At 43.3% G+C, this 22,894-nt stretch carries 20 protein-coding genes, 2 tRNA genes and 2 other RNA genes; 8 read left to right on the forward strand and 16 right to left on the reverse strand.

All coding sequences use genetic code 11. From position 1 onward, the window contains the following. Positions 1-91: 91 nt before the first annotated feature. The 5 genes from uvrB to bioB all read right to left on the reverse strand — a co-directional run bounded on the left by uvrB (position 92) and on the right by bioB (position 6,475). Complete coding sequence (gene uvrB, locus AACX38_RS02620; protein WP_228863496.1) at positions 92-2,125, reverse strand: excinuclease ABC subunit UvrB; 2,034 nt, start codon at positions 2,123-2,125, stop codon at positions 92-94. A 692-nt stretch (positions 2,126-2,817) separates the two neighbouring features. Beyond that, positions 2,818-3,504 carry a dethiobiotin synthase gene (gene bioD, locus AACX38_RS02625; RefSeq protein ID WP_228863497.1) on the reverse strand — a complete coding sequence of 229 codons (687 nt, stop codon included), beginning with the start codon at positions 3,502-3,504 and terminating at the stop codon, positions 2,818-2,820. Further along, entirely contained in the window at positions 3,494-4,297 is an 804-nt protein-coding gene (bioC, locus tag AACX38_RS02630) for a malonyl-ACP O-methyltransferase BioC (protein ID WP_228863498.1), read from the reverse strand. Before bioC ends, bioD begins: the two co-directional genes overlap by 11 nt. Further along, a complete protein-coding gene (gene bioF, locus AACX38_RS02635; RefSeq protein ID WP_228863499.1) occupies positions 4,281-5,435 on the reverse strand; it encodes an 8-amino-7-oxononanoate synthase in 1,155 nt (384 codons plus the stop codon). Before bioF ends, bioC begins: the two co-directional genes overlap by 17 nt. Beyond that, entirely contained in the window at positions 5,435-6,475 is a 1,041-nt protein-coding gene (gene bioB, locus AACX38_RS02640) for a biotin synthase BioB (protein ID WP_228863500.1), read from the reverse strand. The genes bioF and bioB overlap by 1 nt, the downstream gene beginning before the upstream one ends. A gap of 109 nt (positions 6,476-6,584) precedes the next feature. Here bioB and bioA point away from each other — a divergent pair, with 109 nt between their 5' ends. Further along, on the forward strand, positions 6,585-7,865 hold the full coding sequence (bioA, locus tag AACX38_RS02645) for an adenosylmethionine--8-amino-7-oxononanoate transaminase (RefSeq protein WP_228863501.1): 1,281 nt from the start codon (positions 6,585-6,587) through the stop codon (positions 7,863-7,865). A 190-nt stretch (positions 7,866-8,055) separates the two neighbouring features. Further along, positions 8,056-8,634, forward strand: a complete 579-nt coding sequence (locus AACX38_RS02650; protein ID WP_228863502.1) for a hypothetical protein — start codon at positions 8,056-8,058, stop codon at positions 8,632-8,634. 84 nt (positions 8,635-8,718) lie between these two features. On the opposite strand, the gene pgl is transcribed toward AACX38_RS02650, so the two are convergent. After that, entirely contained in the window at positions 8,719-9,705 is a 987-nt protein-coding gene (gene pgl, locus AACX38_RS02655; protein ID WP_228863503.1) for a 6-phosphogluconolactonase, read from the reverse strand. Between the two features lie 147 nt (positions 9,706-9,852). On the opposite strand from pgl, the gene AACX38_RS02660 reads away from it, so the two are divergent. Next, positions 9,853-10,668: a pyridoxal phosphatase gene (locus AACX38_RS02660; RefSeq protein ID WP_228863504.1), complete on the forward strand. Its 816-nt coding sequence runs from the start codon at positions 9,853-9,855 to the stop codon at positions 10,666-10,668. Positions 10,669-10,729: 61 nt separating this feature from the next. Here the strand turns inward: AACX38_RS02660 and modC are convergent, their stop codons facing one another. The 3 genes from modC to modA are packed head-to-tail and all read right to left on the reverse strand — an operon-like array spanning position 10,730 to position 13,280. Continuing rightward, positions 10,730-11,794: a molybdenum ABC transporter ATP-binding protein ModC gene (modC, locus tag AACX38_RS02665; protein ID WP_228863505.1), complete on the reverse strand. Its 1,065-nt coding sequence runs from the start codon at positions 11,792-11,794 to the stop codon at positions 10,730-10,732. Continuing rightward, entirely contained in the window at positions 11,788-12,480 is a 693-nt protein-coding gene (gene modB / locus AACX38_RS02670; RefSeq protein WP_099109127.1) for a molybdate ABC transporter permease subunit, read from the reverse strand. The genes modC and modB overlap by 7 nt, the downstream gene beginning before the upstream one ends. Before the next feature lie 17 nt (positions 12,481-12,497). Next, positions 12,498-13,280 (reverse strand): molybdate ABC transporter substrate-binding protein, encoded by a 783-nt coding sequence (modA, locus tag AACX38_RS02675; RefSeq protein WP_228863506.1) that lies wholly within the window; start codon positions 13,278-13,280, stop codon positions 12,498-12,500. A gap of 368 nt (positions 13,281-13,648) precedes the next feature. Between modA and AACX38_RS02680 the strand changes: the two genes are divergently transcribed. Continuing rightward, entirely contained in the window at positions 13,649-14,872 is a 1,224-nt protein-coding gene (locus AACX38_RS02680; RefSeq protein WP_304957139.1) for an MFS transporter, read from the forward strand. A 109-nt stretch (positions 14,873-14,981) separates the two neighbouring features. Here the strand turns inward: AACX38_RS02680 and AACX38_RS02685 are convergent, their stop codons facing one another. Next, the gene (locus AACX38_RS02685; protein ID WP_099109125.1) at positions 14,982-15,122 is read right to left on the reverse strand and encodes an AcrZ family multidrug efflux pump-associated protein; all 141 of its coding nucleotides are present in this window, start codon (positions 15,120-15,122) and stop codon (positions 14,982-14,984) included. 229 nt (positions 15,123-15,351) lie between these two features. On the opposite strand from AACX38_RS02685, the gene modE reads away from it, so the two are divergent. The 4 genes from modE (at position 15,352) to gpmA (ending at position 19,968) form a co-directional block, all read left to right on the forward strand. Then, a complete protein-coding gene (modE, locus tag AACX38_RS02690) occupies positions 15,352-16,188 on the forward strand; it encodes a molybdenum-dependent transcriptional regulator (protein WP_228863507.1) in 837 nt (278 codons plus the stop codon). A 293-nt stretch (positions 16,189-16,481) separates the two neighbouring features. Beyond that, the gene (gene modF / locus AACX38_RS02695) at positions 16,482-17,966 is read left to right on the forward strand and encodes a molybdate ABC transporter ATP-binding protein ModF (RefSeq protein WP_228863508.1); all 1,485 of its coding nucleotides are present in this window, start codon (positions 16,482-16,484) and stop codon (positions 17,964-17,966) included. Positions 17,967-18,199: 233 nt separating this feature from the next. Then, the gene (locus AACX38_RS02700) at positions 18,200-19,030 is read left to right on the forward strand and encodes a CPBP family intramembrane glutamic endopeptidase (protein ID WP_228863509.1); all 831 of its coding nucleotides are present in this window, start codon (positions 18,200-18,202) and stop codon (positions 19,028-19,030) included. Positions 19,031-19,215: 185 nt separating this feature from the next. Next, the gene (gene gpmA, locus AACX38_RS02705; protein WP_099122496.1) at positions 19,216-19,968 is read left to right on the forward strand and encodes a 2,3-diphosphoglycerate-dependent phosphoglycerate mutase; all 753 of its coding nucleotides are present in this window, start codon (positions 19,216-19,218) and stop codon (positions 19,966-19,968) included. 50 nt (positions 19,969-20,018) lie between these two features. Here gpmA and aroG read toward each other — a convergent pair whose 3' ends face one another. The 6 genes from aroG to AACX38_RS02735 form a co-directional block, all read right to left on the reverse strand. After that, positions 20,019-21,071, reverse strand: coding sequence for a 3-deoxy-7-phosphoheptulonate synthase AroG (aroG, locus tag AACX38_RS02710; RefSeq protein WP_099122495.1), 1,053 nt, complete (start codon positions 21,069-21,071; stop codon positions 20,019-20,021). 197 nt (positions 21,072-21,268) lie between these two features. Continuing rightward, on the reverse strand, positions 21,269-22,015 hold the full coding sequence (gene pnuC / locus AACX38_RS02715; protein ID WP_228863510.1) for a nicotinamide riboside transporter PnuC: 747 nt from the start codon (positions 22,013-22,015) through the stop codon (positions 21,269-21,271). A gap of 312 nt (positions 22,016-22,327) precedes the next feature. Further along, positions 22,328-22,460, reverse strand: a non-coding RNA gene (locus AACX38_RS02720) — RtT sRNA. A gap of 37 nt (positions 22,461-22,497) precedes the next feature. Next, positions 22,498-22,630: non-coding RNA, RtT sRNA (locus AACX38_RS02725), on the reverse strand. Between the two features lie 37 nt (positions 22,631-22,667). Further along, positions 22,668-22,743, reverse strand: a tRNA-Lys gene (locus tag AACX38_RS02730). Between the two features lie 31 nt (positions 22,744-22,774). Then, a tRNA-Lys gene (locus AACX38_RS02735) sits at positions 22,775-22,850 on the reverse strand. Between the last annotated feature and the right edge of the window lie 44 nt (positions 22,851-22,894).

Raw genomic sequence — 22,894 nt, forward strand, 5'->3', positions numbered from 1 at the left:
CTGGGGATGAACTCCCTTGCCGCCGCGACGCATCTTGAAATCCATTGTGTATCCATTCTGATTAGTCATTAATTAACGGCTGGCAATAATCTCAGGAATTAGCGATAAACTGTGCTCTCAATGCCTGAACCTGATCGCGCATGTTAGCTGCCTGCTCAAATTCAAGATCCCGCGCATATTGATACATTTTTTCTTCCAATTCACGGATTTTGTTTTCCAGTTCCTTCGCAGATAATTTATGGAAATCATCAACCCCCAAATCAGATTTGCTTCTATTTCTGGTTCTGTTTTTTCCTTTGCCATTACTAGGCTGACCAAGTTGTAGGATATCGCCAACTTTTTTATTCAGCCCTTTTGGTACGATACCGTTTTCTTCGTTAAATGCCTGTTGTTTCGCTCGGCGCCGTTCTGTTTCATTGATGGCTTTTTCCATAGAAGCGGTAATTTTGTCGCCATACAAAATAGCTTTACCATGCAAGTTACGCGCTGCACGCCCAATCGTCTGAATCAGTGAGCGCTCTGAACGCAGGAAGCCCTCTTTATCTGCATCCAAAATAGCTACCAAAGAGACTTCTGGCATATCGAGACCTTCACGCAACAAATTGATCCCCACCAGTACATCAAATTCACCCAAACGCAAATCACGAATAATTTCAACCCGCTCAACGGTATCAATATCAGAGTGGAGGTAGCGCACCCGCTCTCCGTGTTCTTCCAGATATTCAGTTAAATCCTCAGCCATACGCTTAGTCAGAGTGGTGACTAGTACACGTTCATTTTTAGCCGCCCGGATACGGATTTCAGACAGTAAATCATCCACCTGAGTTGCTACCGGGCGGACTTCAACTTCAGGATCAATCAGACCCGTTGGGCGTACCACCTGTTCGACCACTTCATTACCGGATTTTTCCAGTTCATAATTACCGGGTGTTGCTGATATATAGATGGTTTGTGGCGCCAGCGCCTCGAACTCTTCAAAACGCATCGGGCGGTTATCCAGTGCTGATGGCAGACGGAAGCCGTATTCCACCAGCGTCTCTTTGCGGGAACGGTCTCCCCGATACATAGCGCCAAGCTGTGGAACGGTGACATGGGATTCATCCACCACCAGCAAGCCATCCGCAGGAAGATAGTCAAATAAAGTCGGAGGGGGTTCACCCGGTGCTCGACCAGACAGATAACGGGAATAGTTTTCAATACCGGAGCAATATCCCAGTTCATTCATCATTTCGAGATCAAATTGTGTTCTCTGAGTGATGCGCTGCTCCTCCAGTAACTTATCTGAAGCCAGAAGGACTTTGCGCCTGTCAGCTAATTCAACTTTAATCTCTTCTATCGCCTGAAGGATACGCTCACGAGGTGTGACATAGTGCGTTTTAGGATAAACCGTATAACGGGGAACGTTATACTCAACCTGACCCGTCAGTGGATCAAACAGGGAAAGCCGTTCAACTTCATCGTCAAACAGTTCAACACGTAACGCATGTTCATCTGATTCGGCCGGAAAAATATCAATGACTTCGCCACGCACACGGAATGTTCCCCGCTGGAATGCCTGATCATTACGCGTATATTGCAGTTCAGCCAAACGCCGCAGGATAGAGCGCTGATCGATCAACATACCATTTGTCAGATGAAGCATCATTTTCAGGTAGCTATCAGGGTCACCCAGCCCATAAATAGCGGAAACAGAAGCTACAACAACCACATCTCTTCGCTCCAGCAGCGCTTTGGTCGCAGATAGTCGCATCTGTTCAATGTGTTCGTTTACAGAGGCATCTTTTTCGATAAAAGTATCAGAGCTGGGGACATAGGCTTCAGGCTGATAATAATCATAATAAGAAACGAAGTACTCTACGGCGTTTTCCGGAAAAAACTCTTTCATTTCACTATAGAGCTGAGCTGCCAGTGTTTTATTGGGAGCCAGAACCATTGTTGGCCGGTTCATGTTGGCGATGACATTGGCAATCGTAAACGTTTTACCTGAACCCGTGACTCCCAATAATGTCTGATGGGCAAGACCATCTTCAAGCCCATCCTGTAGTTTACGGATGGCTTCTGGCTGATCACCGCCAGGTTCGAAATCAGAATGCAACCTGAATACTTTGTTCGTTTCTTTACTCATCTTCCACCCGATAACATTGCACAGCTCTATCCTTATTTATTTCCAAGCCATCACCCGAAAATACACAAGATATATACGCTAACCAAAACGCTCTTATAATACTGGATAAAAAAACAGCTTCAAGTGGGCTAACAAAATAATATTGCCGTCCCACTTAAAAGCCGCACCTGACAGAAAGTAACAGAACCAACATATAACATTATGTGATATTAACCTTTAGTTAACATTATGTGAGCCTATTTTTATCCCCAGACAGTCTTTTTGTATTTTTTATTTTCGTATTAGTTATTGAAATGATAAAGCAGGGAATGGCAAAGAGATAGTAAAAGGAATTGATTTTATATAACCAGTTAATTTTGAATGAAAAAAAATCAAAGGAGAGAATAACAGCAAATCTTGCGAAAGCCGCGTATTATCTTGTGTCAGACCACTTGTCTAAACCTAATACACAAGGTTATCCACAGGAACAGTGGATAACTCAACAAATCCTATTAACGATGGGAAGTTGCGGAGTTATCCCCCATTATGGGTTTTCTCAATAACAGAGCGTTTTCATGCTATTTTAGGGTTAATTTACGTTATTTTTTGTTCAAAAATAGTACAAAAATTGCCGAAATGGAGTGGATTCTATACTAACATTTCAGCTGGCCGACTAATCCCCATTTTGATTCTAACCAACATCGTTTAAACAATTAGTTAACCAATAAATCAATGTTTATATATTTCCCTATGTCATGGCGTTCTACTTCCAGCCCACTCATATGGGGGATCAAACCAAGTAATTGAGCCGGCATCATTCTCTTCAATGTCGCCAGATATTCAGCCTGACGCCTGCCGGGTGGCTCAATTTCATTCGCAACCCAGCCTGCTAATTTCAGCCCGGAATCCTGAATTGCTTTTGCTGTTAACGCTGCATGGTTAATACAACCTAATTTCACGCCTACTGTTAAGATTACGGGCAGCTTTTCCGCAATCACCCAATCAGCAAAAGTGTTATTCTCAGATAGCGGTGTATACCAGCCTCCGGCTCCTTCAATGAGTACCCAGTTTGCTTTTGCCGATAATTCACTCAGACCTTGTGACATCACAGAAAACTCAATAGGCTGATTGAGTTCAGCACTGACAATGTGAGGAGATGTAGGTTCAATAAACGCTAACCGGTTAACCTCCTGATAGGTGAGAGGTACTGAGCTGTTATGCAATAATGCCAGAGCATCCCCGTTACGTATACCTTCAGAAGTGAGTTCACAGCCTGATGCAACTGGTTTATAACCCGCAGTCTGGTAACCTTTTTCATTAGCCGCCTGTAATAAAGCACAACTGACAACCGTTTTACCCACTTCAGTATCAGTTCCGGTAAGAAAGTATTTACTTGTCACAATAAATAACTCCAAAAACAATTTGATAGCTTAATGGGTAATCCCCATTATTTTTGGGATAAGCTTCTGAGAGCGCATTCATACGTTTTCTTGTCATCAGCCCTTGCTGACGCCCATGATGAAGGTGTGTGGCTCCAATTCCTTTTAGAGAATTTAATAAAGGCAACAATTGTGGATAACGCTGATTATATTGCTGATACCTGATTTGATTCCGGTACGGCTGACATGCATCTGCAATAGTCTGTAAAGGCAGAAACTGGTTAATGTGTCGGTAATCATCAACTTGTTTCCATGCTGCTTCCAGCTCCCAGAGCGATCCCTGTGCTAAGGTGGAAAATAAGATAAGCCCACCGGGACGGGTTACGCGATGGAACTCCTGCAATACCCGAGGCAGTTCATTGCACCACTGCACCGCTAAGTTACTGAAACAGACATCGACACTGTTATCAGACAGCCCCAGATTTTCAATATCACCTTGCAGATAATAATCAGCAACCTGCAACCCTTTGGCATGACTTAACATACCGGCAGACAGGTCCAGTGCGATAACCTGTTTACCCTTCTGTTTCCAGTGTTCGCTGAAAAAACCCGTCCCACAGCCAGCATCCAATACCCAATTACCGGTATCTTCTGGCTGTGCCATTTTCATCAGATATTCACCTGTTTGTTGCTGTAGTTTCGCCGTGGCATCATAGCGCGAAGCCGCTCTGCCAAAAGCGCCAGCAATTGCCTGTTTATCAACACAGGTTTTAATAAAACTGTTTTTAGCAACACAGCTAGCAGTCAAATCCACGTAAAGCCTCCAGTAATACATCAATATCCTGTTGGGTGTGATCCGCCGTCAACGTAATACGCAAGCGGGCACTATCCGGTGAAACTGTCGGAGGCAGAATGGCTTTTACCCATAGGTTTTGTTGTTTCATTGTTTCGGATAAGGCAATGCAGCGTTCATTATTACCGATGATCACAGGCTGAATAGCGGTTTCAGAATCCGTCAGAGAAAAAGATAAGTTTTGTGCTTCACGACGAAAATACTGGATATTATTTTGCAGACACTGGCGCAATTCATCTCCTGCCCTAATCTGGCGCGTGGCCTCGGAAAGTGCAACTGCCTGAGCCGGTGGCATAGAAGTGCTATAAATCAGGTGTCGGGAATATTGAACAAAGTATTCTGCGGTCTGTTCATCACACAGTACCGCAGCCCCGCTCAAACCAAATGCCTTACCAAAAGTAACGATTAAGATCTCCGGCTTAACATTCTGTAACCAGCAGCTCCCTCTCCCCTCATCACCATAAATACCAATACCGTGGGCATCATCCACCATCAGCCAGCTACCTGTAGATTGTGCCAGCTGAGTAATTTCACTGAGTGGTGCGCTGTCTCCGTCCATGCTAAAAACACCTTCTGTCACCACCAGTGTTTTACCTGCACATGCTTTGCCTAAATGCTGTTTTAGAGAAATCGGGTTATTGTGCAAAAAACGCCGAAACTGAGCCGGTGAATGCATAGCCGCTTCCATCAGGGAGGCGTGGTTCAGGCGATCAGCAATAATGCGATCCTCTTTTTCCATCAGAGCCGCTATCACGCCCTGATTAGCCGAATAGCCAGAAATAAACAGCAAGGCACGGGAATAACCAAGCCACTCCGCCAGTTGTTGTTCTAGCGCATGGTGAGCCGAGGTATATCCGGTTACATGCCCTGAGCCGCCACTACCAACACCGTATTGCTCAGCGCCTTGTTGCCACGCAGCAATAACCTCAGGATGCTGGCTCAATCCGAGATAATCATTACTGGAAAAGTTCAGGTATTGTTGCCCATCAGAGGTGTAGAGATGTCGTCCATTTGAGCTTTGATGAGCCTGTCTGCGGCGCCATAAGGATGTGCCCCGGCGTTCGGCCAATCGCCGGGAAAGAGAATCTGACCAGCTCATCATATTGCCGCATTATAGAATTGTTCATTGTCAGCATTATTAATGATGGCTTCCGTCAGGTGTTGCTGCTGCTGTTTGTCACCAAATGCTATTTTTGTCTGCTGAGGGTTAATGCCCAATCTACGGAACAGTTGCAAGTCTTTGTCTTCGCCCGGGTTCGGGGTAGTCAGTAATTTGCAGCCATAAAAAATGGAGTTAGCGCCTGCCATAAAACACATGGCCTGTGTCTGCTCATTCATCTGCTCACGCCCCGCAGATAAACGGACATGAGATTTCGGCATCATAATACGAGCTACAGCGATAGTGCGGATAAAATCAAATGGATCGACTTCTTCATTATTTTCCAGCGGTGTTCCTTTCACTTTCACCAGCATGTTAATGGGAACGCTTTCCGGTGGTTTGGGCAGGTTTGCCAGTTGCACTAACAGAGCTGCACGGTCACGAATTTCTTCACCCAGTCCTACGATGCCGCCAGAGCACACTTTAATACCTGCATCCCTGACATTTTCCAGTGTATCCAGCCTGTCCTCATAACTGCGCGTAGTAATAATATTGCCGTAAAATTCCGGTGAGGTATCCAGATTATGGTTGTAGTAATCCAGACCTGCTTCTGCCAGACGCTGTGCCTGAGACGGATTCAGCATTCCCAGTGTCATGCAGGTTTCCATGCCCAATGACTTAACTTCCTGAACCATTTTTTCCAGATAAGGCATATCCCGTTCGTGTGGGTTTTTCCATGCAGCCCCCATGCAAAAACGGGTCGAACCTGCATTTTTCGCTTTACGGGCAGATTCGATAACTTTCTCCACTTCCATCAGGCGTTCTTTTTCCAGACCTGTTTTGTAACGGGAGCTCTGTGGACAATATTTACAGTCTTCAGGGCAGGCTCCTGTTTTTATTGAAAGAAGTGTACTGACCTGTACCTGCTGCGGATCAAAATGTTCACGATGTACCTGTTGTGCTTGAAACAATAATTCAAAAAAAGGCTTATCAAACAGGGACTGAGCCTGCTTAATTGTCCATTGCTGACACTCATTCACAATAACTTCTCCAGCATGAAATAAAACATGAAATAAAAGTTGTCAGTTTAAATAACGCCGTTATCATGTCAACCAAAACTAGATCTAAAAGGTTTACAACGAATTTATTATGAATCCTTCAGATATTGAATTTGACCTGCGCCACATCTGGCATCCATATACATCCATGAGCAACCCGCTACCGACTTATCCGGTCGATTCTGCCAGTGGTGTTGAACTGGTATTGTCAGATGGGCGTCAATTAATTGACGGTATGTCCTCATGGTGGGCGGCAATTCACGGCTACAATCATCCCGTACTGAATGAAGCCGCAAAATCGCAAATTGATAAGATGTCGCATGTGATGTTTGGCGGCATTACTCATCCACCAGCAGTAGAATTGTGCAAACAACTGGTAGCAATGACGCCTGCATCGCTGGAATGTGTTTTTCTGGCCGATTCCGGCTCGGTTGCCGTGGAAGTTGCCATGAAAATGGCTTTGCAATACTGGCAGGCAAAAGGGCAACAGCAGCAGAAAAGACGACAAAAATTCCTGACGCTACGTCATGGTTATCATGGTGATACTTTCGGCGCCATGTCGGTTTGTGATCCCGAAAACTCTATGCACAGTCTGTATCAGGGCTATCTCCCCAATCATTTGTTTGCTGATGCCCCACAATCCCGCTTTGATGGCGAATGGCAACCAGAAGATATCTCTTCTTTCCAGCAATTACTGTTACAGCATCATGATGAAATCGCCGCCGTTATTCTGGAGCCAATTGTTCAGGGAGCCGGTGGAATGCGGATCTACCACCCTGAATACCTGCGCAAGGTGCGCAACCTTTGTGATGAATACCAAATTTTGCTGATCGCAGATGAAATCGCTACCGGCTTCGGGCGAACCGGCAAGCTCTTTGCCTGTGAACACGCAAATATCGAGCCAGATATTTTGTGCTTAGGTAAGGCGCTGACAGGCGGCTATATGACTTTATCCGCAACATTAACGACCCGCCATGTTGCCGAAACCATCAGTCAGGGTGAGGCAGGCTGTTTTATGCATGGCCCGACATTTATGGGGAATCCGCTGGCCTGTGCCGTTGCCGGAGCCAGTCTGAAATTACTCACTGAAAGCCCGTGGCAGCAACGCATTCACTCAATTGAATCCGGCTTAAAAGCAGAGTTATTGCCTCTGAAATCATATAATTCAGTTAAAGATGTCCGGGTATTGGGTGCCATTGGTGTGGTGGAAATGAAACAACCTGTTGATGTAGCCGTATTACAGCGCCACTTTGTCCAACAGGGAGTCTGGATCAGACCATTCGGGCGTTTAATTTATTTAATGCCGCCTTATATTATTCAGCCTGAGCAGTTATTGAAACTGACAAATGCTATTGCTGATGCAGTAATTTAATCATTAACGGCAGCACTAATAATAATGCTGCCACTTTTATTTATTATAAAAAATAACAAGCCATTTATTAGTAAAAGTCAATTCCTGATAAATATTGGCAATCAATTAAATGCATTCCTTCTCATCTAAATAAAATATTTTTGTTATATTCCACTCAGTCTTATTTACTTTAATCAGAGAGGAATACACTATGAATCAGGAAAAATTGTCCGTACCTTCTAATGAAGAAATGGAAGCTATATTTAAACAGTCTCAGGATATTTATGAACAAGAACAATTACATTATGAGGCTATAGCAAAAGAAAAGCCTGAGCTTGCTAATTTGTTTGGGGGGATTCCTGTAATAAACCCACCAATTTATCCTATTCCTGTCATTAAGATGGCAGAGTATGTTAGCGGATATTTTAATATTAACACCTATCATCAAATTGGGAGCTATCCATTCATTCAGGTATCATCTTATCCTGTTTTAATTGGCAACAATCCACATACAAGAAGAAATGCTAATTTCAACGGATATATTTATGGCAGCTATAACATGCCACAAATAAATCTTAACAATCTTTATCTTAGCGGAGTAGTTCATCACACCAATACAATCATAAACACACCACTTAATTTTCAGCTTTTTATTTACCCACAAAAAATCCACCTGCGTTTATTTAAAGGAAATGTTTATTTAGGTGATTTAATTTCTGTATATCAGCATAATATATTGGTTACATACCCTATCGTTTTCTCCGGGATTGGAACTTTTAATTTCGTCTAAAATAATTTTTAAATACAAATTTATTTTTTGTATATTACAGAAAAATGATGAATTGCCGCGCTAAAAATCTGCGCGGCTTTTTACTTATAGTGCCAGTACCGTTACCCACATTGGGCCTTTACCAACCGGATAACGCGCCAATTGAGTAAGTTTTCCGGTGTATTTATCAATACCGGATACGGAAATATGATCTGATTTTTGCCCAGAGGCAATTAAGAAACATCCACTGTGATCGATAGCAAAACCACGGGGCTGGGTTTCTGTTGGATAATGCCCTGCCAATGTCAGATGATAACCATCTTCTGACACGATAAAGTGGCTGATAACACTCTCAGAGCGCTCACTGGTATAAAGATGGCGGCCATCAGGTGTGATGTGAATATCCGCAGACCATCGAACAGCCGAGAAATCAGCAGGTAACGAATCAATTGACTGCACAATCCGGTATTTTTCCCATTTACGTAGTACATCAACGGTTGAATCGAGTTCATTGATGCAATAAATGGCCTCTTTTTCAGGATGGAAAGCCATATGGCGTGGGCCAGCTCCGGCTTTTGTCGTCATTTCATCAGCACGACGTTCTGTCAGATATCCGTGATCATTCAGATCAAAAATACGGATGTGATCTTCCTTCAGACATGGAACCAATAACTGACGGTTTTCCCGATCAATATTGGCGGAATGTGGCGCTTTCAGTCCTTCTACGACTTGAATCGGCGCTTTAGCAATGCCCTTTTCATCAATAGGATGGACACTTAAGTTATTGAAGCTATAGGAAGCAGAAAATAAAAAACACCCTGCTCTGTCCGTTGAGATATGTGTCGGACTTCCCGGCAACGGAGCAATAGATTGCTGCTCCAATCGTCCGTCAGCCCTAATTTTATAAGTTACGATGCTGAACTGAGGGCGTATCCCAACATATAAATGCTTTCCATCAGGATGGATGACCATTGGCTGTACTTCGCCCGGTACACTGACTGTCTGGAGCAGTGAAAGTTCTCCGGCAATATTCAGGGACCAGACGTGGATCTGACGACTATTCGGACTCGCTGTATAAACTACTTGTTTCATTTTCTCTCCTTAAAGCTCCATCACTATTTTATTGATCTGCAATGATTCCTGAAAAGATATGTCTGTTAAACTTATAATTATCAGTTTAACTGTTTTTCATTAACATATAATATTTGTTCAAATCATCAACAGTTTAGAGGCTAATTCATGTCATACCGCGTTATCGCACTGGATCTGGATGGAACACTGCTCGATCCACAAAAAAATATTCTGCCAGAATCGCTCGCGGCTCTAAATGAAGCCCGTCAAGCGGGTATTAAGGTTTTGATCGCCACCGGCCGCCATCATGTTGCCATCCACCCGTTCTATCAGGCGCTTAAGCTCGACACTCCGGCGATTTGCTGTAACGGGGCTTATTCATATGATTATCAGGCTAAAAAGGTTCTGGCCGCTAATCCTCTCTCTATTCAGGAAGCCTCTCAAGTACTTTCTTATTTACAGGGCACTGAAATTGATCATCTGATGTATGTTGATGATGCTATTTTATACGAGTCTCCACATACCGTTACCCGAACCCTTGCATGGTCCGATTCTCTGCCTGAGCATCAGCGCCCTACTCTCCTGCATATCAACAACTTTCAGGAAGCACTGAATAATGTCAATTTCATCTGGAAACTTGCCACTACGTCCCCCGATTTAGCGAAATTACGTGAGGTCAGTGAGCAGATCAGGGAAGAAGTCGATCTGGAGTGTGAATGGTCATGGTTTGATCAGGTCGATATCGCCAAAAAGGGCAATAGTAAAGGGCTGCGTTTACAGCAATGGGTTGAATCACAAGGGATGAGTATGAAAGATGTTATTGCTTTTGGCGATAATTTTAATGACATCAGTATGCTGGAATCCGCAGGTTTGGGAGTTGCGATGGGAAATGCCGTTGATGATGTCAAAGCGCGGGCAGATCTTGTTACCAAAGATAATGTTCAGCCCGGTATTGCGGAAGTTATCCGAAAATATGTGCTGTAATTTGTTTCACTCTGGAAGGAGCATAAGTCACCTGTGCTCCTTCCATTCCACTATATTCAGTTTATAAGTGCCGATTTAACGCAATACTTTTAATTTGCGCATACAACCATTGCCCTTCACGCAGATTAAGTGCTTCCCGTGCCCACGGAGTAATCCTTGCCCACAGATAACGGTCACCCAGAGCAAGTTTGACATCAACCTGACCAGCATCCTCGAAAAATTCAATGACTTTTACCTGTAAGGTATTACGAATACTACTGCCTTTTGGCGGCTCTAATACTAAAGAAACATCGGAAGCATCAATGCGGATACGCAAATCAGTTCCCTCTGTGACATTAATTTCCGGTAACCAGAGAGCTTTATCAGCCACCGCCACTGCTGTCATATGGTAACGCTGATGATGCTCCATCACTGTTACAGTTAATATACTGCTCAGGTTATCCTTTTGCAGCCACGGTCGCAGGATGCTGTTTGACCACACTTCTTCCAATGTGCCCGACATCCTGATTTTTCCTTTATCCATAACAACTACGTTATCAGCCAGATGGATAATTTCATCCAAATTGTGACTGACATACAGGATCGGAATTTTGATATCTTCAGACAATTTTTCCAGATACGGCAATAATTCACGTTTACGGGGCAGATCCAGTGAAGCCATAGGTTCATCCATCAACAAGAGTTCAGGTCCCGTCAGTAATGCCCGCCCAATCGCAACCCGCTGTTTTTCCCCACCAGATAAGGTTATCGGGAAACGTGATAGCAAATGCTCAATACCAAGCAATTCTACAATTTTGCCAAAATGTGGTTGCATGTCCGGTGACATACCATATTGCAAATTTCCTTTGACCCGATAATGAGGAAAAAGCCGGGCATCCTGAAATACATAGCCGATTCGACGTTTTTCCGGTGGCAGAAATATTTTGTGCTCTGTATCTACCAGAATGCGTTCGTTTAAGGTAATGCGGCCTTTTTGTGGCCGGGTCAGACCGGCAATGGCATTGATTAACGAGGTTTTTCCTGCTCCGGAAAGCCCGAAGATGGCAGTAATGCTTTCCGCTGGCAATGTGGTATCAACCTGCATATGCAGATCACCCAGATGCTGTTCGAAATTTAATTCTAACATGCTGCCCCCAGACGTTTTCTGCCCCAGCGGGTCAGCCATTCAGACAGCAGTAATGACACCAGAGCCAAAATTACTGCGATCACACATAAACGTGCGGCGGCAGTTTCTGCTCCGGGCATTTCAATCAATGTGTACATGGCAAGAGGAATGGTACGAGTCTCACCGGGAATATTTGACACAAAAGTGATGGTTGCGCCAAATTCCCCCAGTGAACGGGCAAATGCCAGCACAGAGCCAACAATAATACCCGGCAATGAAAGTGGTAAAGTAATCGTGAAAAAGACCTTAAGTGAACTGGCTCCTAACGTGTGGGCCGCCTGTTCCAGACGAAGATCTATCGCTTCCAGTGCCAGACGGATTGCCCTGACCATGAGCGGAAAGGAAACAACCGCCGAAGCCAGAGCAGCACCTGTCCAGTTAAATGCAAAGCTAACACCGAACCAGTCATAGAGAAATTCCCCGAAGATACCGCGACGCCCCATACTCATTAACAACAGATAACCAACAACAACCGGGGGTAAGACCAGCGGTAAATGGATAACACTATCCAGCAGGGATTTCCCGAAAAACTGACAACGTGCCAGAACCCATGCCATCAAAATCCCTAATGGCAAACTGAACAGCACTGCAATCCCTGAGACTTTCAGACTCAGTAAAATTGCCTGCCATTCATATTCACTTAACATCTCCAAAAGAACAGTTCCTACAGTGAATTAAAACCGTAACGTGTGAAAATTTCTACGGCTTCAGGGGTTTTAAGATAATCATAAAAATCCTGTACTGCCTGATTTTCATGACCTTTAATAATTGCAACCGGATATTCCACCGGTTTATGACTCTCTTGCGGGAATACACCAACAATTTTCACTTTTTTGCTGGCAACAGCATCAGATCCATAAACAATTCCCAGTGGCACTTCTTCACGCTCGACCAGAGCCATACCACTACGCACATTGTTAGTTCGGGCCAACAATGGATTAACTAAATCCCATACTCCCAGATATTGCAGGGATTCTTTGGCATAAATACCCACAGGAACATGGTCAGGATCCCCAACAGCCAGATGTCCTCCGGCCAGTAAAGAACTCCATTTTGTTTCCTGATTGATATCGATTTTATTCAGCTTACTCTTTTTGGGCGCAATCAGAACCAGTTGATTCCCCAACAAAGTATGACGAGTCTCTTCAATAATGAGTTTTTTACCCGAAATATAATCCATCCATTGTTGGTCAGCAGAAATAAACAGATCTGCGGGGGCTCCCTGTTCTATTTGACGAGCCAGTGTTGAAGATGATGCGTAAGAAGCAACAACCTCTCCTCGAGTATCTTTTTTATACTGTTCGGCAATATCGTTAAGTGCATTCGTCAATGATGCAGCAGCAAAAACAGTCACTTTTTCCGCTGCCCAAGTGTTGCTAACAAGAGCAAAAGATACTACAGCTCCAGCCAATAACTGATAAAAATTCTTTATTACGCGCTTTTTCATGTTGTATTTCACTTATGATAACCAAAACGGTGCGCTGTATATAACAAGATACAACGTTAAATGAAAATACTATTCTGAGATTAATCGGCAAGTTGTGAGCTAGTTTTAGCTTTTGTATTAATTTGATGTAAAGATTACGCAAAAAACACAAATAATCGTCAGTATTGTTAATGTAGTGATACGGAGAAAAGAAGTGATATACAGTGCCATACCCTGTTGTATTATATGCTTTTCATCTTTCAAGTTGCCTCTTTGTTGGCCGCAATACAACACAAAATTCATTGAATATAACTGCTGATATGTGCCGGAACAGGGCGCATTTTAAAAGTGAAAAACATTCGATATGTTACATAAATGAGGGCTAACTTTTGTTACACATCACCCCATTACAAAAAAACATCACCAAAAAACGGCTGCTGACAATAGCTGGCCTGGGCTGGATGTTTGATGCTCTGGATGTCGGTCTCTTATCCTTTTTACTGGCAGCCCTGAAACAGGACTGGGGGCTGAGCTCAGAACAGTTAGGCTGGATAGGCAGTATTAATTCAATAGGCATGGCTGTCGGTGCTTTTGTCTTTGGCGTGATGGCTGATAAGACCGGACGAAAGTCAGCCTTTATTGTCACATTATTGCTGTTTAGTGTTGGTAGTGGCTTAACGGCATTGGTGACCACATTAGCAGCATTGTTGGTTCTGCGTTTTATTATCGGTATGGGTTTAGGCGGAGAACTCCCCGTCGCGTCAACGCTGGTGTCCGAAAGCGTAGAACCCCATGAGCGTGGGCGTCTGGTTGTGATACTGGAAAGCTTCTGGGCCTTCGGCTGGCTTGCCGCGGCATTGATTGCTTATTTTGTTATTCCAAGTTATGGGTGGCGGGTTGCTATGTTGCTGAGTGCTCTACCAGCTTTTTACGCTATCTACCTTCGTTTGCATTTACCCGATTCGCCACGCTATACACAAATGCGCTCCCAGAAACCCCTCAATTCAGTTATGAATAATATACGGGAAGTATGGTCGGCCGATTATCGTCGAGCAACAGTCATGTTGTGGGTTTTGTGGTTCTGCGTAGTATTTTCCTATTATGGAATGTTTTTGTGGCTGCCAAGCGTCATGATACTGAAGGGGTTTAGCCTGATAAAAAGTTTCCAATATGTGCTAATCATGACGCTGGCTCAGCTTCCCGGTTACTTTACTGCCGCATGGATGATTGAACGCTACGGACGTAAATTCGTTCTGGCGAGCTATCTAATCGGAACTGCTGTCAGTGCCTATTTCTTCGGTACGGCTGATAGTATTACCCAGCTTCTTATCTTTGGCATTTTGCTGTCATTTTTCAATCTTGGTGCCTGGGGAGCAATCTACGCCTACACGCCGGAACAATATCCGACAGCAATTCGCGCAACCGGTGCTGGCATGGCTGCATCAGTCGGGCGGATAGGTGGTATCATTGGCCCTTTGATGATCGGTTATCTGGTTGCGATGAATTCATCGATCTCCCTGATTTTTTCCCTGTTCGGGTTTTCAATTCTGGTGGCTGTAGGCGCTGTGATTTGGCTGGGGAAAGAGACTCGTCAGATAGAACTTATGCCGTAAAAAAATAAACCCTGTTTAAAATAACAGGGTTTATCAACAGACTGCTCTCAGGATATGACTTCTTTAGGAAAAAAATCGCAGAGGCGCTGGCGATCAAATTCAACCAAAATTAGCGCTCAATACTTTGTGTTTCACTTTTAGAGATAAGGTTAAACAATTCACCCAATCCATAAATCAGTCCAAGAATGGCTGCCATGACAACAGGAACCATGACCAGTTCAAACGCTATACTTTTAATCAGTTCAAACATGTATACCCCATATCATGAATGACTATCATCGAATCGAACAATAAGCTGTGCCTGATTCAGCTTCACTCTCATCCGGTAATGAGCGCCCGGTAATGAAATAAAAAGCTTTACTGCACAGACAACAATTACGCTATTCTAGACAATAAAAAGGTAACAGTAACCGACGAAACGTGCGATTCTTACGGTTATTCTGTAAAAACTTTCAAATAGTTACCTGAAATGAATCACTATGCAAGCCGAAATATTATTAACTCTTAAATTGCAGCATCGGGTTTTCGCCGATCCTCGGCGGATTGAATTGCTGAAGCAGATAAAAATTACGGGCTCTATCAGTCAGGGAGCCAGACAGGCTGGTATCAGTTATAAAAGTGCCTGGGATGCTATTAATGAGATGAACCATCTGGCAGATGAGCTATTGGTTAAAAGAGCGACCGGCGGCAAAGGCGGCGGTGGCGCTCAACTGACTTCTTATGGCGAACGGCTGATACAGCTTTACGGCCTGCTGGAACAAATTCAGCAAAAAGCATTCGATGCTCTCAAACAGGATTCACTGCCTCTGGATAGTCTGCTGGCAGCCATTTCGCGGTTTTCTTTACAATCCAGCGCCAGAAATCAATTTTTCGGTACAGTCGTTGAACGTGATAATGGAAATATTCAGCAAAATATTTGTATTCTGCTGGCTGATGGCAAAACATCTATCCGCGCTTCTGTAACAGAACAAAGTGCTGAACGCTTAGGACTGATAAAAGGAAAAGAGGTGATCGCACTTATTAAAGCTCCGTGGATCACCTTACGTAAAGGAGCTACCGTTTCCTGTAACACGACGTCTTCCGGAGACATTAACTCTTTCGAAAATGCCGTCGTTTTTGAAAATCAGTTATCCGGCCAAATCAGCCAGATTGAGGCAGGAGTACAGTGCAGCGAAATTATCGTGAGTCTGAATAGTGGCGAATCTCTCTGCGCCACCTTATCCAATCAGGAAATAGAAAGTTTAGGTCTTCAGCCGAATGATACTGTCACCGCTCTTTTTGGTGCTGATAAAGTGATTATTGCAGCATTAAATTAAGTATATACCCTATGGATTTCGAGTTGCATCGCGGCGTCAAAAGAGCAAGTCCCCTGAGTATAGATAACTATACGATTGGGGTGAGCGAATGCAGCCAACAAAGAGGCAACTTGAAAGACAACGGGTATATTTGCCCCCGTCAGGGACATCCGAATGCCCCCCTAACAATTAATATTCCCCCATCCCGAAATATAAATCCATAACGAATAACAGACGACTACTCATTGACATTGAACATTATTCCGCTTATTTCTGTGATCCTTTAGTTGATGTTGCTTAAATAAGGAAGAAAAATGTCTGAATTGCAAGTATCGCAAGGTAGTTTCCGTTTAAGTGACACCCGTATCCTGAAGATACCGTCACTAAAAATCATCTCTGGAGAGAACTGGGCATTTGTCGGTTCTAATGGCAGTGGGAAGTCTTCTCTGGCCTGTGTTTTATCGAATGAATTAACCCAACTGACGGGTGAAATACATTGCTCATTTCATACTCCTGTACGCCTCTCTTTCGAGCAACTTCAGCAACTGGTTGATAAAGAATGGCAACGCAACAATACAGACCTGCTCAGTGAGGGTGAAGACGATACTGGACACACTGCCGCAGAAATCATTCAGCTCCACCATAAAGATAATGAATTGTGCCTTGAGCTCTCGGCATATTTTGGCATTAAAGATCTGCTTTCACGCCGTTTCAAGTATCTTTCTACCGGTGAAGTGAGAAAGGTGTTGCTTTGTCAGGCATTAATGGCCAATCCAGACCTTCTTATCCTTGATGAGCCTTTTGACGGATTAGATGCTTATGCCCGCACTCAGTTATCTCAGTTATTAGCAACACTGGCCGAAAAAGGTATCACACTGATTTTCCTGTTAAACAGATTTAACCAGATCCCTGATTTTGTTGAAAGAATTGGTGTACTCGCCGATTGTCAGCTGATGCTATCCGGAGAAAAAAAGCACATTTTGGCTGAGTCTCTGGTTGCACAATTAGCACACAGTGAAAAGCTAAAGAATATTCGTCTGCCGGAAACAGATGAGTACCGAATTGATGAGCAGCTTCTCTCAGATCAACCGCTGGTATCAATGCATGATGTTGTTGTTCAATACAATGATAAACCGATATTACATGACCTAAGCTGGCAGGTTAATCCCGGTGAAAACTGGCAGATTATTGGCGAGAATGGAGCAGGAAAATCCACTCTTCTCAGCCTGATTACCGGCGATCATCCTCAGGGTTACAGTAATCAGCTGGTTTTATTTGGTCGCCAGCGAGGCAGTGGAGAAACTATCTGGGATATTAAACGCCACATTGGTTATGTCAGTAATAGTATTCACCTTGAATATCGTGTCAGTACCAGTGTCCGTAATGTTATTCTCTCCGGTTTCTTCGACTCCATCGGGCTTTATCAGGCCGTTTCTGATCGTCAACGACAATTGGCAGATGAGTGGCTGGCATTATTGGGTTTATCCGATACAACGGCAAACAGTCCGTTTCATAGTCTGTCATGGGGTCAGCAACGCCTTGTATTAATTGCCCGTGCCTTAGTGAAACATCCGGCTTTGTTAATTCTTGATGAGCCATTGCAAGGGCTTGATTCACTCAACCGGCAGTTAGTCCTGCGTTTCATTGATATCATGATTAAAAATGGTGATACGCAACTTCTGTTTGTCTCACATCATCAGGAAGATGCCCCAGAATGCATCACCCATCGACTGAAATTTATTCCTGATGGCGATATTTATCGTTATGAAACCGAGCTGACTTTTAGCCCTCTTTTGTGATTTTCTAATACTCTTCATCTTTTCAGGCCACCTCTGACCGGAGGCCGGCCTGAAATCCATAAAATATCAACTCCTCTCTCAGCTGATACTGAAGAAAAATAAATGTGTAGCGTGTTCTATAAACGTTTTTTTGATAGTTCTTATTATTTTTTTGAATTTTTTGTCTCTTGCTATAAAATCCCGCCCTATTTTTTAGATTGTTTACCTATTTTTTAAAAAGAACCGAGAATTTTATGGGCTGGACTTTACTTGCCGCTTCGCTGGCACTGTTAGATATTCGCCAAAAAATCGCATTTTTCATTGTATTCTTAGCTATCGCTGTTGGGATCAGCACTCATATACTGGCCTACCCCGCGATCATCTCATTATTAATGATAAGTGTATTGGGTGTGGCGCATGTCTATTTCAATAGCAAAAGGCATATTATCGGTAAAAGCATTACCGAAGCTATGTTGGTTATCGTTAGTATTTTGTTATTTATACATTTTATTCCCGGTTTTCATAACCTGAAATATCTGGACAAAGTACAGGTTGGGCCACTCAGCGCACCTTTTTCCATGTACTTCAATTTTGACAAGGCACTGGTTCCTTTTCTCTTATTGTGCTGTATGCCAAGCCTATTCCGCTGTAACCCAGTAGTTAATGCTCCTGCCCATGGCTGGGCGTTGTTAATCGCAGCAATACCAGCATTATTAGGGCTTGCTACAACGCTTGGCGGGTTGGCAGTTGAACTCCACCTGCCTAGTTGGTTTCCTGCCTTCGTTGTTGCCAATATTTTATTTGTATCACTGGCAGAAGAAGCCCTATTCCGTGGCTATATTCAGCAAAAGCTCAGTCAGTGGATGAGTCCCTACTTTGCGCTGATCATTACTTCTGTGCTATTTGGTGCCGCCCACTTCGCTGGCGGTGGACTATTGATGGCCTTCGCAACACTGGCAGGCCTGATTTATGGTATAGCGTGGATGTGGAGTGGTCGTTTATGGGTAGCTGTCGGATTCCATTTTACCCTTAATGTGTTACACCTGCTGTTTTACACTTATCCGATTAAAACGATCATCAGCTAATTTCCGCTATCCTATCTATACACAATGGATTTCAAGTTGCAGCCAGTCAGGCTGCAACTCCTCCCATATATGATTTAAGACAGAAGTTCATCGACTATTGTTTGCTGTTTCCGTCTATCGCGCCATATAATGCCCGCAGCGAGCATTTCATTTTGTATTAAAAAGTAATGATAGGAGTTTAAGCTATGGCTGTAACTAAGCTGGTTCTTGTAAGACATGGTGAGAGTGAGTGGAACAAAGAGAACCGTTTTACGGGCTGGACTGATGTTGAACTGTCTGATAAAGGTCGCAATGAAGCACAACAGGCTGGTCAATTGCTGAAACAGGAAGGTTTTGCTTTTGATTTTGCCTACACATCTGTTTTAAAACGCGCCATTCATACTTTGTGGAATATTCTGGATCAGGTCGATCAACAATGGCTACCGGTTGAAAAAAGCTGGAAACTGAATGAACGCCATTATGGTGCCCTGCAAGGTCTGGATAAAGCAGAAACTGCGGCTAAGTATGGTGATGATCAGGTTAAATTGTGGCGTCGTGGCTTTGCCATCACTCCTCCTGATCTGACCAAAGATGATGAACGTTATCCCGGCCATGACCCTCGCTATGCAAACCTGAAACCAGAAGAACTTCCTGTCACAGAAAGCCTGGCAACGACTATCGAACGTGTTGTTCCTTACTGGGAAGAAGTAATTAAACCTCGCGTTGCAAACGGTGAAAAAGTTATCATCGCTGCTCACGGCAATTCTCTGCGCGCACTGGTGAAATATCTGGATAATATGGGCGAAGACGAAATTCTTGAGTTAAATATTCCAACTGCTGTACCGCTGGTTTATGAATTCGACGAGAATATGAAGCCAATTAAACACTATTATCTGGGTAATGCGGATGAAATCGCTGCAAAAGCAGCTGCTGTCGCAAACCAGGGTAAAGCGAAATAATTGAGTAAAATAGAAAAAGCCGGAAATCACTCCGGCTTTTTCATACAAAATCATCCTCGGCGTGTTCTGACAGCCTGAGACAACTGCTGTAATAGCGTTTCTGTATCATCCCAGCCAATACAGGCATCTGTCACACTTTTCCCATAAACCAGTGGCTCATCATCATCTAGACTTTGGTTGCCTTCAACCAGATGGCTTTCAACCATCACACCGATAATCGCATTCTCTCCGGCAGAGATCTGTCCACAAACATCGGCTCCAACATCCATCTGCCTTTTGAACTGCTTCGCACTGTTTGCATGGCTGAAATCAATCATGACCTGCGGTTTCAGCCCTGCTTTTAATAAACCTTCTTTCACCGCGCTGACATGTTCAGCACTGTAGTTTGGCTCTTTTCCGCCACGCAGAATAATATGGCAATCCTGATTGCCCGTCGTATTAACGATGGCAGAATGACCCCATTTAGTTACTGACAGGAAGCAGTGTGATGAACCGGCAGCATTGATGGCATCAATCGCTACTTTTATTGTACCGTCAGTACCGTTTTTAAAACCAACCGGGCAGGATAGCCCTGATGCCAGCTCACGGTGAACCTGAGATTCGGTTGTACGTGCTCCTATTGCTCCCCAGCTCATAAGATCGGCAAGATACTGGGGAGTAATCATATCAAGGAATTCACCTGCTGCCGGTAACCCAATATCATTAATATCGAGCAGGAGTTTGCGTGCTGTGCGTAATCCATCATTAATATCAAAGCTACAATCCATTTTCGGGTCATTGATTAACCCTTTCCAGCCGATTGTAGTACGCGGTTTTTCAAAATAAACCCGCATCACGATTTCCAGATCTCCTTTCAATTCGCGGCGCAATTTATTCAGTCGCTCTGCATATTCCAGTGCAGCCTTTGGGTCATGAATTGAACATGGGCCAATTATTACCAATAGACGATCATCTGCACCAGTTAAAATGTTATGAATGGCTTCGCGAGCTTCACGAACGGTAGTAGCAGTGTCTTTTGTTGCAGGGAATTTTTCAAGCAATGCAACTGGTGGCAATAATTCTGTTATTTTTCTTATCCTTACATCGTCATTCTGGTAATTCATCGGCCTTTCACCTAACGTGTTTACAGTTGTTTAAAATAATTTTGTGATCTCAATCTAACTGTTAGATGAAGTGCTGTAAATAATCTTTGTGAGTAAATAAGCAGACTTTTTATAAAAGAGAAAATTAGAAAGAGGATATATAAATGGAATATCAACGAACAGACCATAAGTTATTATGGCCTGTTCCGGGCTAGTTATTAATTTGAATTTTCAGTGGAAGTACTCACTGTAGATGATGTTTCATGATTATTCTTAGCTACTTTTATCCATAGACGAGCACCGTTCAAAGCAATTCCTGTCAGGATAATATACTGCAACGACATCGCTAATACGCCTTGCTTGTAGTAAATGGCAACGCTGATCACATTAATAACCACCCACAGCAGCCAATTTTCTACATGCTTACGAGTCATGAGAACCATAGCCACTATTGATAATACGGTCATAACCGAATCCCAGAACGGGAAAGCATCTGGCAGCAGGTCAGGCATGGTGATCCCAAAGCCCATTCCCTGTAAAGCAATAACAGAAACTTTTGCCATATAACCAAATATTTGGTCAATATTAAATGTCATTATCAGGATAAAAAGGAGGGAAACAGTAGCCACACTGAACACCTGTTTGGGGCTAAGCCAGCGGATCTTTAATTCTTTCTGTTGCTGTTCATCGACTCTGCTCCAGGCATACCAACCATAAATGTTTGCAGCAAAGAAGAAAATTTGTAGCATAAGACTGGCATAAAGCTGGATTTGAAAAAATATCACCGCAAATAGGGAAACATTAATTAAACCAAATAAATAGTTAATAATTTTTTCCTGACTCGCAAGCCAGATACATAATAAACCTGCAATTGTACCAACAGCCTCGATATATGATGGTTGATAACCAAATACCTCCACAGGGATATGGTTATTTATACTGAAAAATCTGCTGAGAAAATCCATGCTTTTTTATCCTTACCGTAATTAATGTTTAGTATATCAATAACAAAGGCATTAAATTAGGTTAAAAACCGACATTTAAGCCAGCTTTTGTTTTATATACTAAACAAGATAGCGAGTTTTTAAGTAAAAGTCTTTAAGTATTTTAGAAATTTTAATGTCAATTACCAGACGCTGATATGGTAAACATAAAAAACCAATTATTAATAATTAGTAAATAATAACAATGTTAAAATAATGAGTGACATCATAAAAAGAAACTTATTTAGTTTTAGAATAATTAAAATAAACACAGAGTGACATTAGGATATATACAGATGGGTCGAGCAGGATGATTCGGCCTCCGGCCTTACCCTTCGGGCCAACGCTTATGCGTTGTTGTCTCGCTTCGCTCGGCTCGAACCTGCGACCAATTGATTAAATGCCAACTGCTCTACCGACTGATTTCAGTCATTACTTGAAGAATATTAGATTGAGAATTTAGATGGTGGGTCGTGCAGGATGTTTCGGCCTCCGGCCTCACCCTTCGGGCCAACGCTTATGCGTTGTTGTCTCGCTTCGCTCGGCTCGAACCTGTGACCAATTGATTAAAAGTCAATTGCTCTACCAATTGAGGTTATTAATTATTTGAAGAATATTGGATTGAGAATTTAGATGGTGGGTCGTGCAGGATTCGAACCTGCGACCAATTGATTAAAAGTCAACTGCTCTACCGACTGAGCTAACGACCCATCTGGGGTATATCTGAATTGAAGATTTAAATGGTGGGTCGTGCAGGATTCGAACCTGCGACCAATTGATTAAAAGTCAACTGCTCTACCGACTGAGCTAACGACCCATTTACATCTTGCTTAGCAACACTATTGCTTGCCAACGGCGGCA

It is taken from the genome of Xenorhabdus sp. PB30.3 (genome assembly GCF_963895965.1).
GTDB classification, from domain to species: Bacteria; Pseudomonadota; Gammaproteobacteria; order Enterobacterales; family Enterobacteriaceae; genus Xenorhabdus; species Xenorhabdus stockiae.

Bases quoted from the DNA above. Each gene is read 5' to 3' on its own strand.
- AACX38_RS02700 (WP_228863509.1), top strand. From the start codon at position 18,200: ATGGGCTGGACTTTACTTGCCGCTTCGCTGGCACTGTTAGATATTCGC.
- modE (WP_228863507.1), top strand. From the start codon at position 15,352: ATGCAAGCCGAAATATTATTAACTCTTAAATTGCAGCATCGGGTTTTC.
- bioA (WP_228863501.1), top strand. From the start codon at position 6,585: ATGAATCCTTCAGATATTGAATTTGACCTGCGCCACATCTGGCATCCA.
- aroG (WP_099122495.1), bottom strand. From the start codon at position 21,071: ATGAATTACCAGAATGACGATGTAAGGATAAGAAAAATAACAGAATTA.
- modA (WP_228863506.1), bottom strand. From the start codon at position 13,280: ATGAAAAAGCGCGTAATAAAGAATTTTTATCAGTTATTGGCTGGAGCT.
- modC (WP_228863505.1), bottom strand. From the start codon at position 11,794: ATGTTAGAATTAAATTTCGAACAGCATCTGGGTGATCTGCATATGCAG.
- modB (WP_099109127.1), bottom strand. From the start codon at position 12,480: ATGTTAAGTGAATATGAATGGCAGGCAATTTTACTGAGTCTGAAAGTC.
- AACX38_RS02685 (WP_099109125.1), bottom strand. From the start codon at position 15,122: ATGTTTGAACTGATTAAAAGTATAGCGTTTGAACTGGTCATGGTTCCT.
- modF (WP_228863508.1), top strand. From the start codon at position 16,482: ATGTCTGAATTGCAAGTATCGCAAGGTAGTTTCCGTTTAAGTGACACC.
- bioF (WP_228863499.1), bottom strand. From the start codon at position 5,435: ATGAGCTGGTCAGATTCTCTTTCCCGGCGATTGGCCGAACGCCGGGGC.
- pnuC (WP_228863510.1), bottom strand. From the start codon at position 22,015: ATGGATTTTCTCAGCAGATTTTTCAGTATAAATAACCATATCCCTGTG.
- AACX38_RS02660 (WP_228863504.1), top strand. From the start codon at position 9,853: ATGTCATACCGCGTTATCGCACTGGATCTGGATGGAACACTGCTCGAT.
- pgl (WP_228863503.1), bottom strand. From the start codon at position 9,705: ATGAAACAAGTAGTTTATACAGCGAGTCCGAATAGTCGTCAGATCCAC.
- AACX38_RS02650 (WP_228863502.1), top strand. From the start codon at position 8,056: ATGAATCAGGAAAAATTGTCCGTACCTTCTAATGAAGAAATGGAAGCT.
- gpmA (WP_099122496.1), top strand. From the start codon at position 19,216: ATGGCTGTAACTAAGCTGGTTCTTGTAAGACATGGTGAGAGTGAGTGG.
- uvrB (WP_228863496.1), bottom strand. From the start codon at position 2,125: ATGAGTAAAGAAACGAACAAAGTATTCAGGTTGCATTCTGATTTCGAA.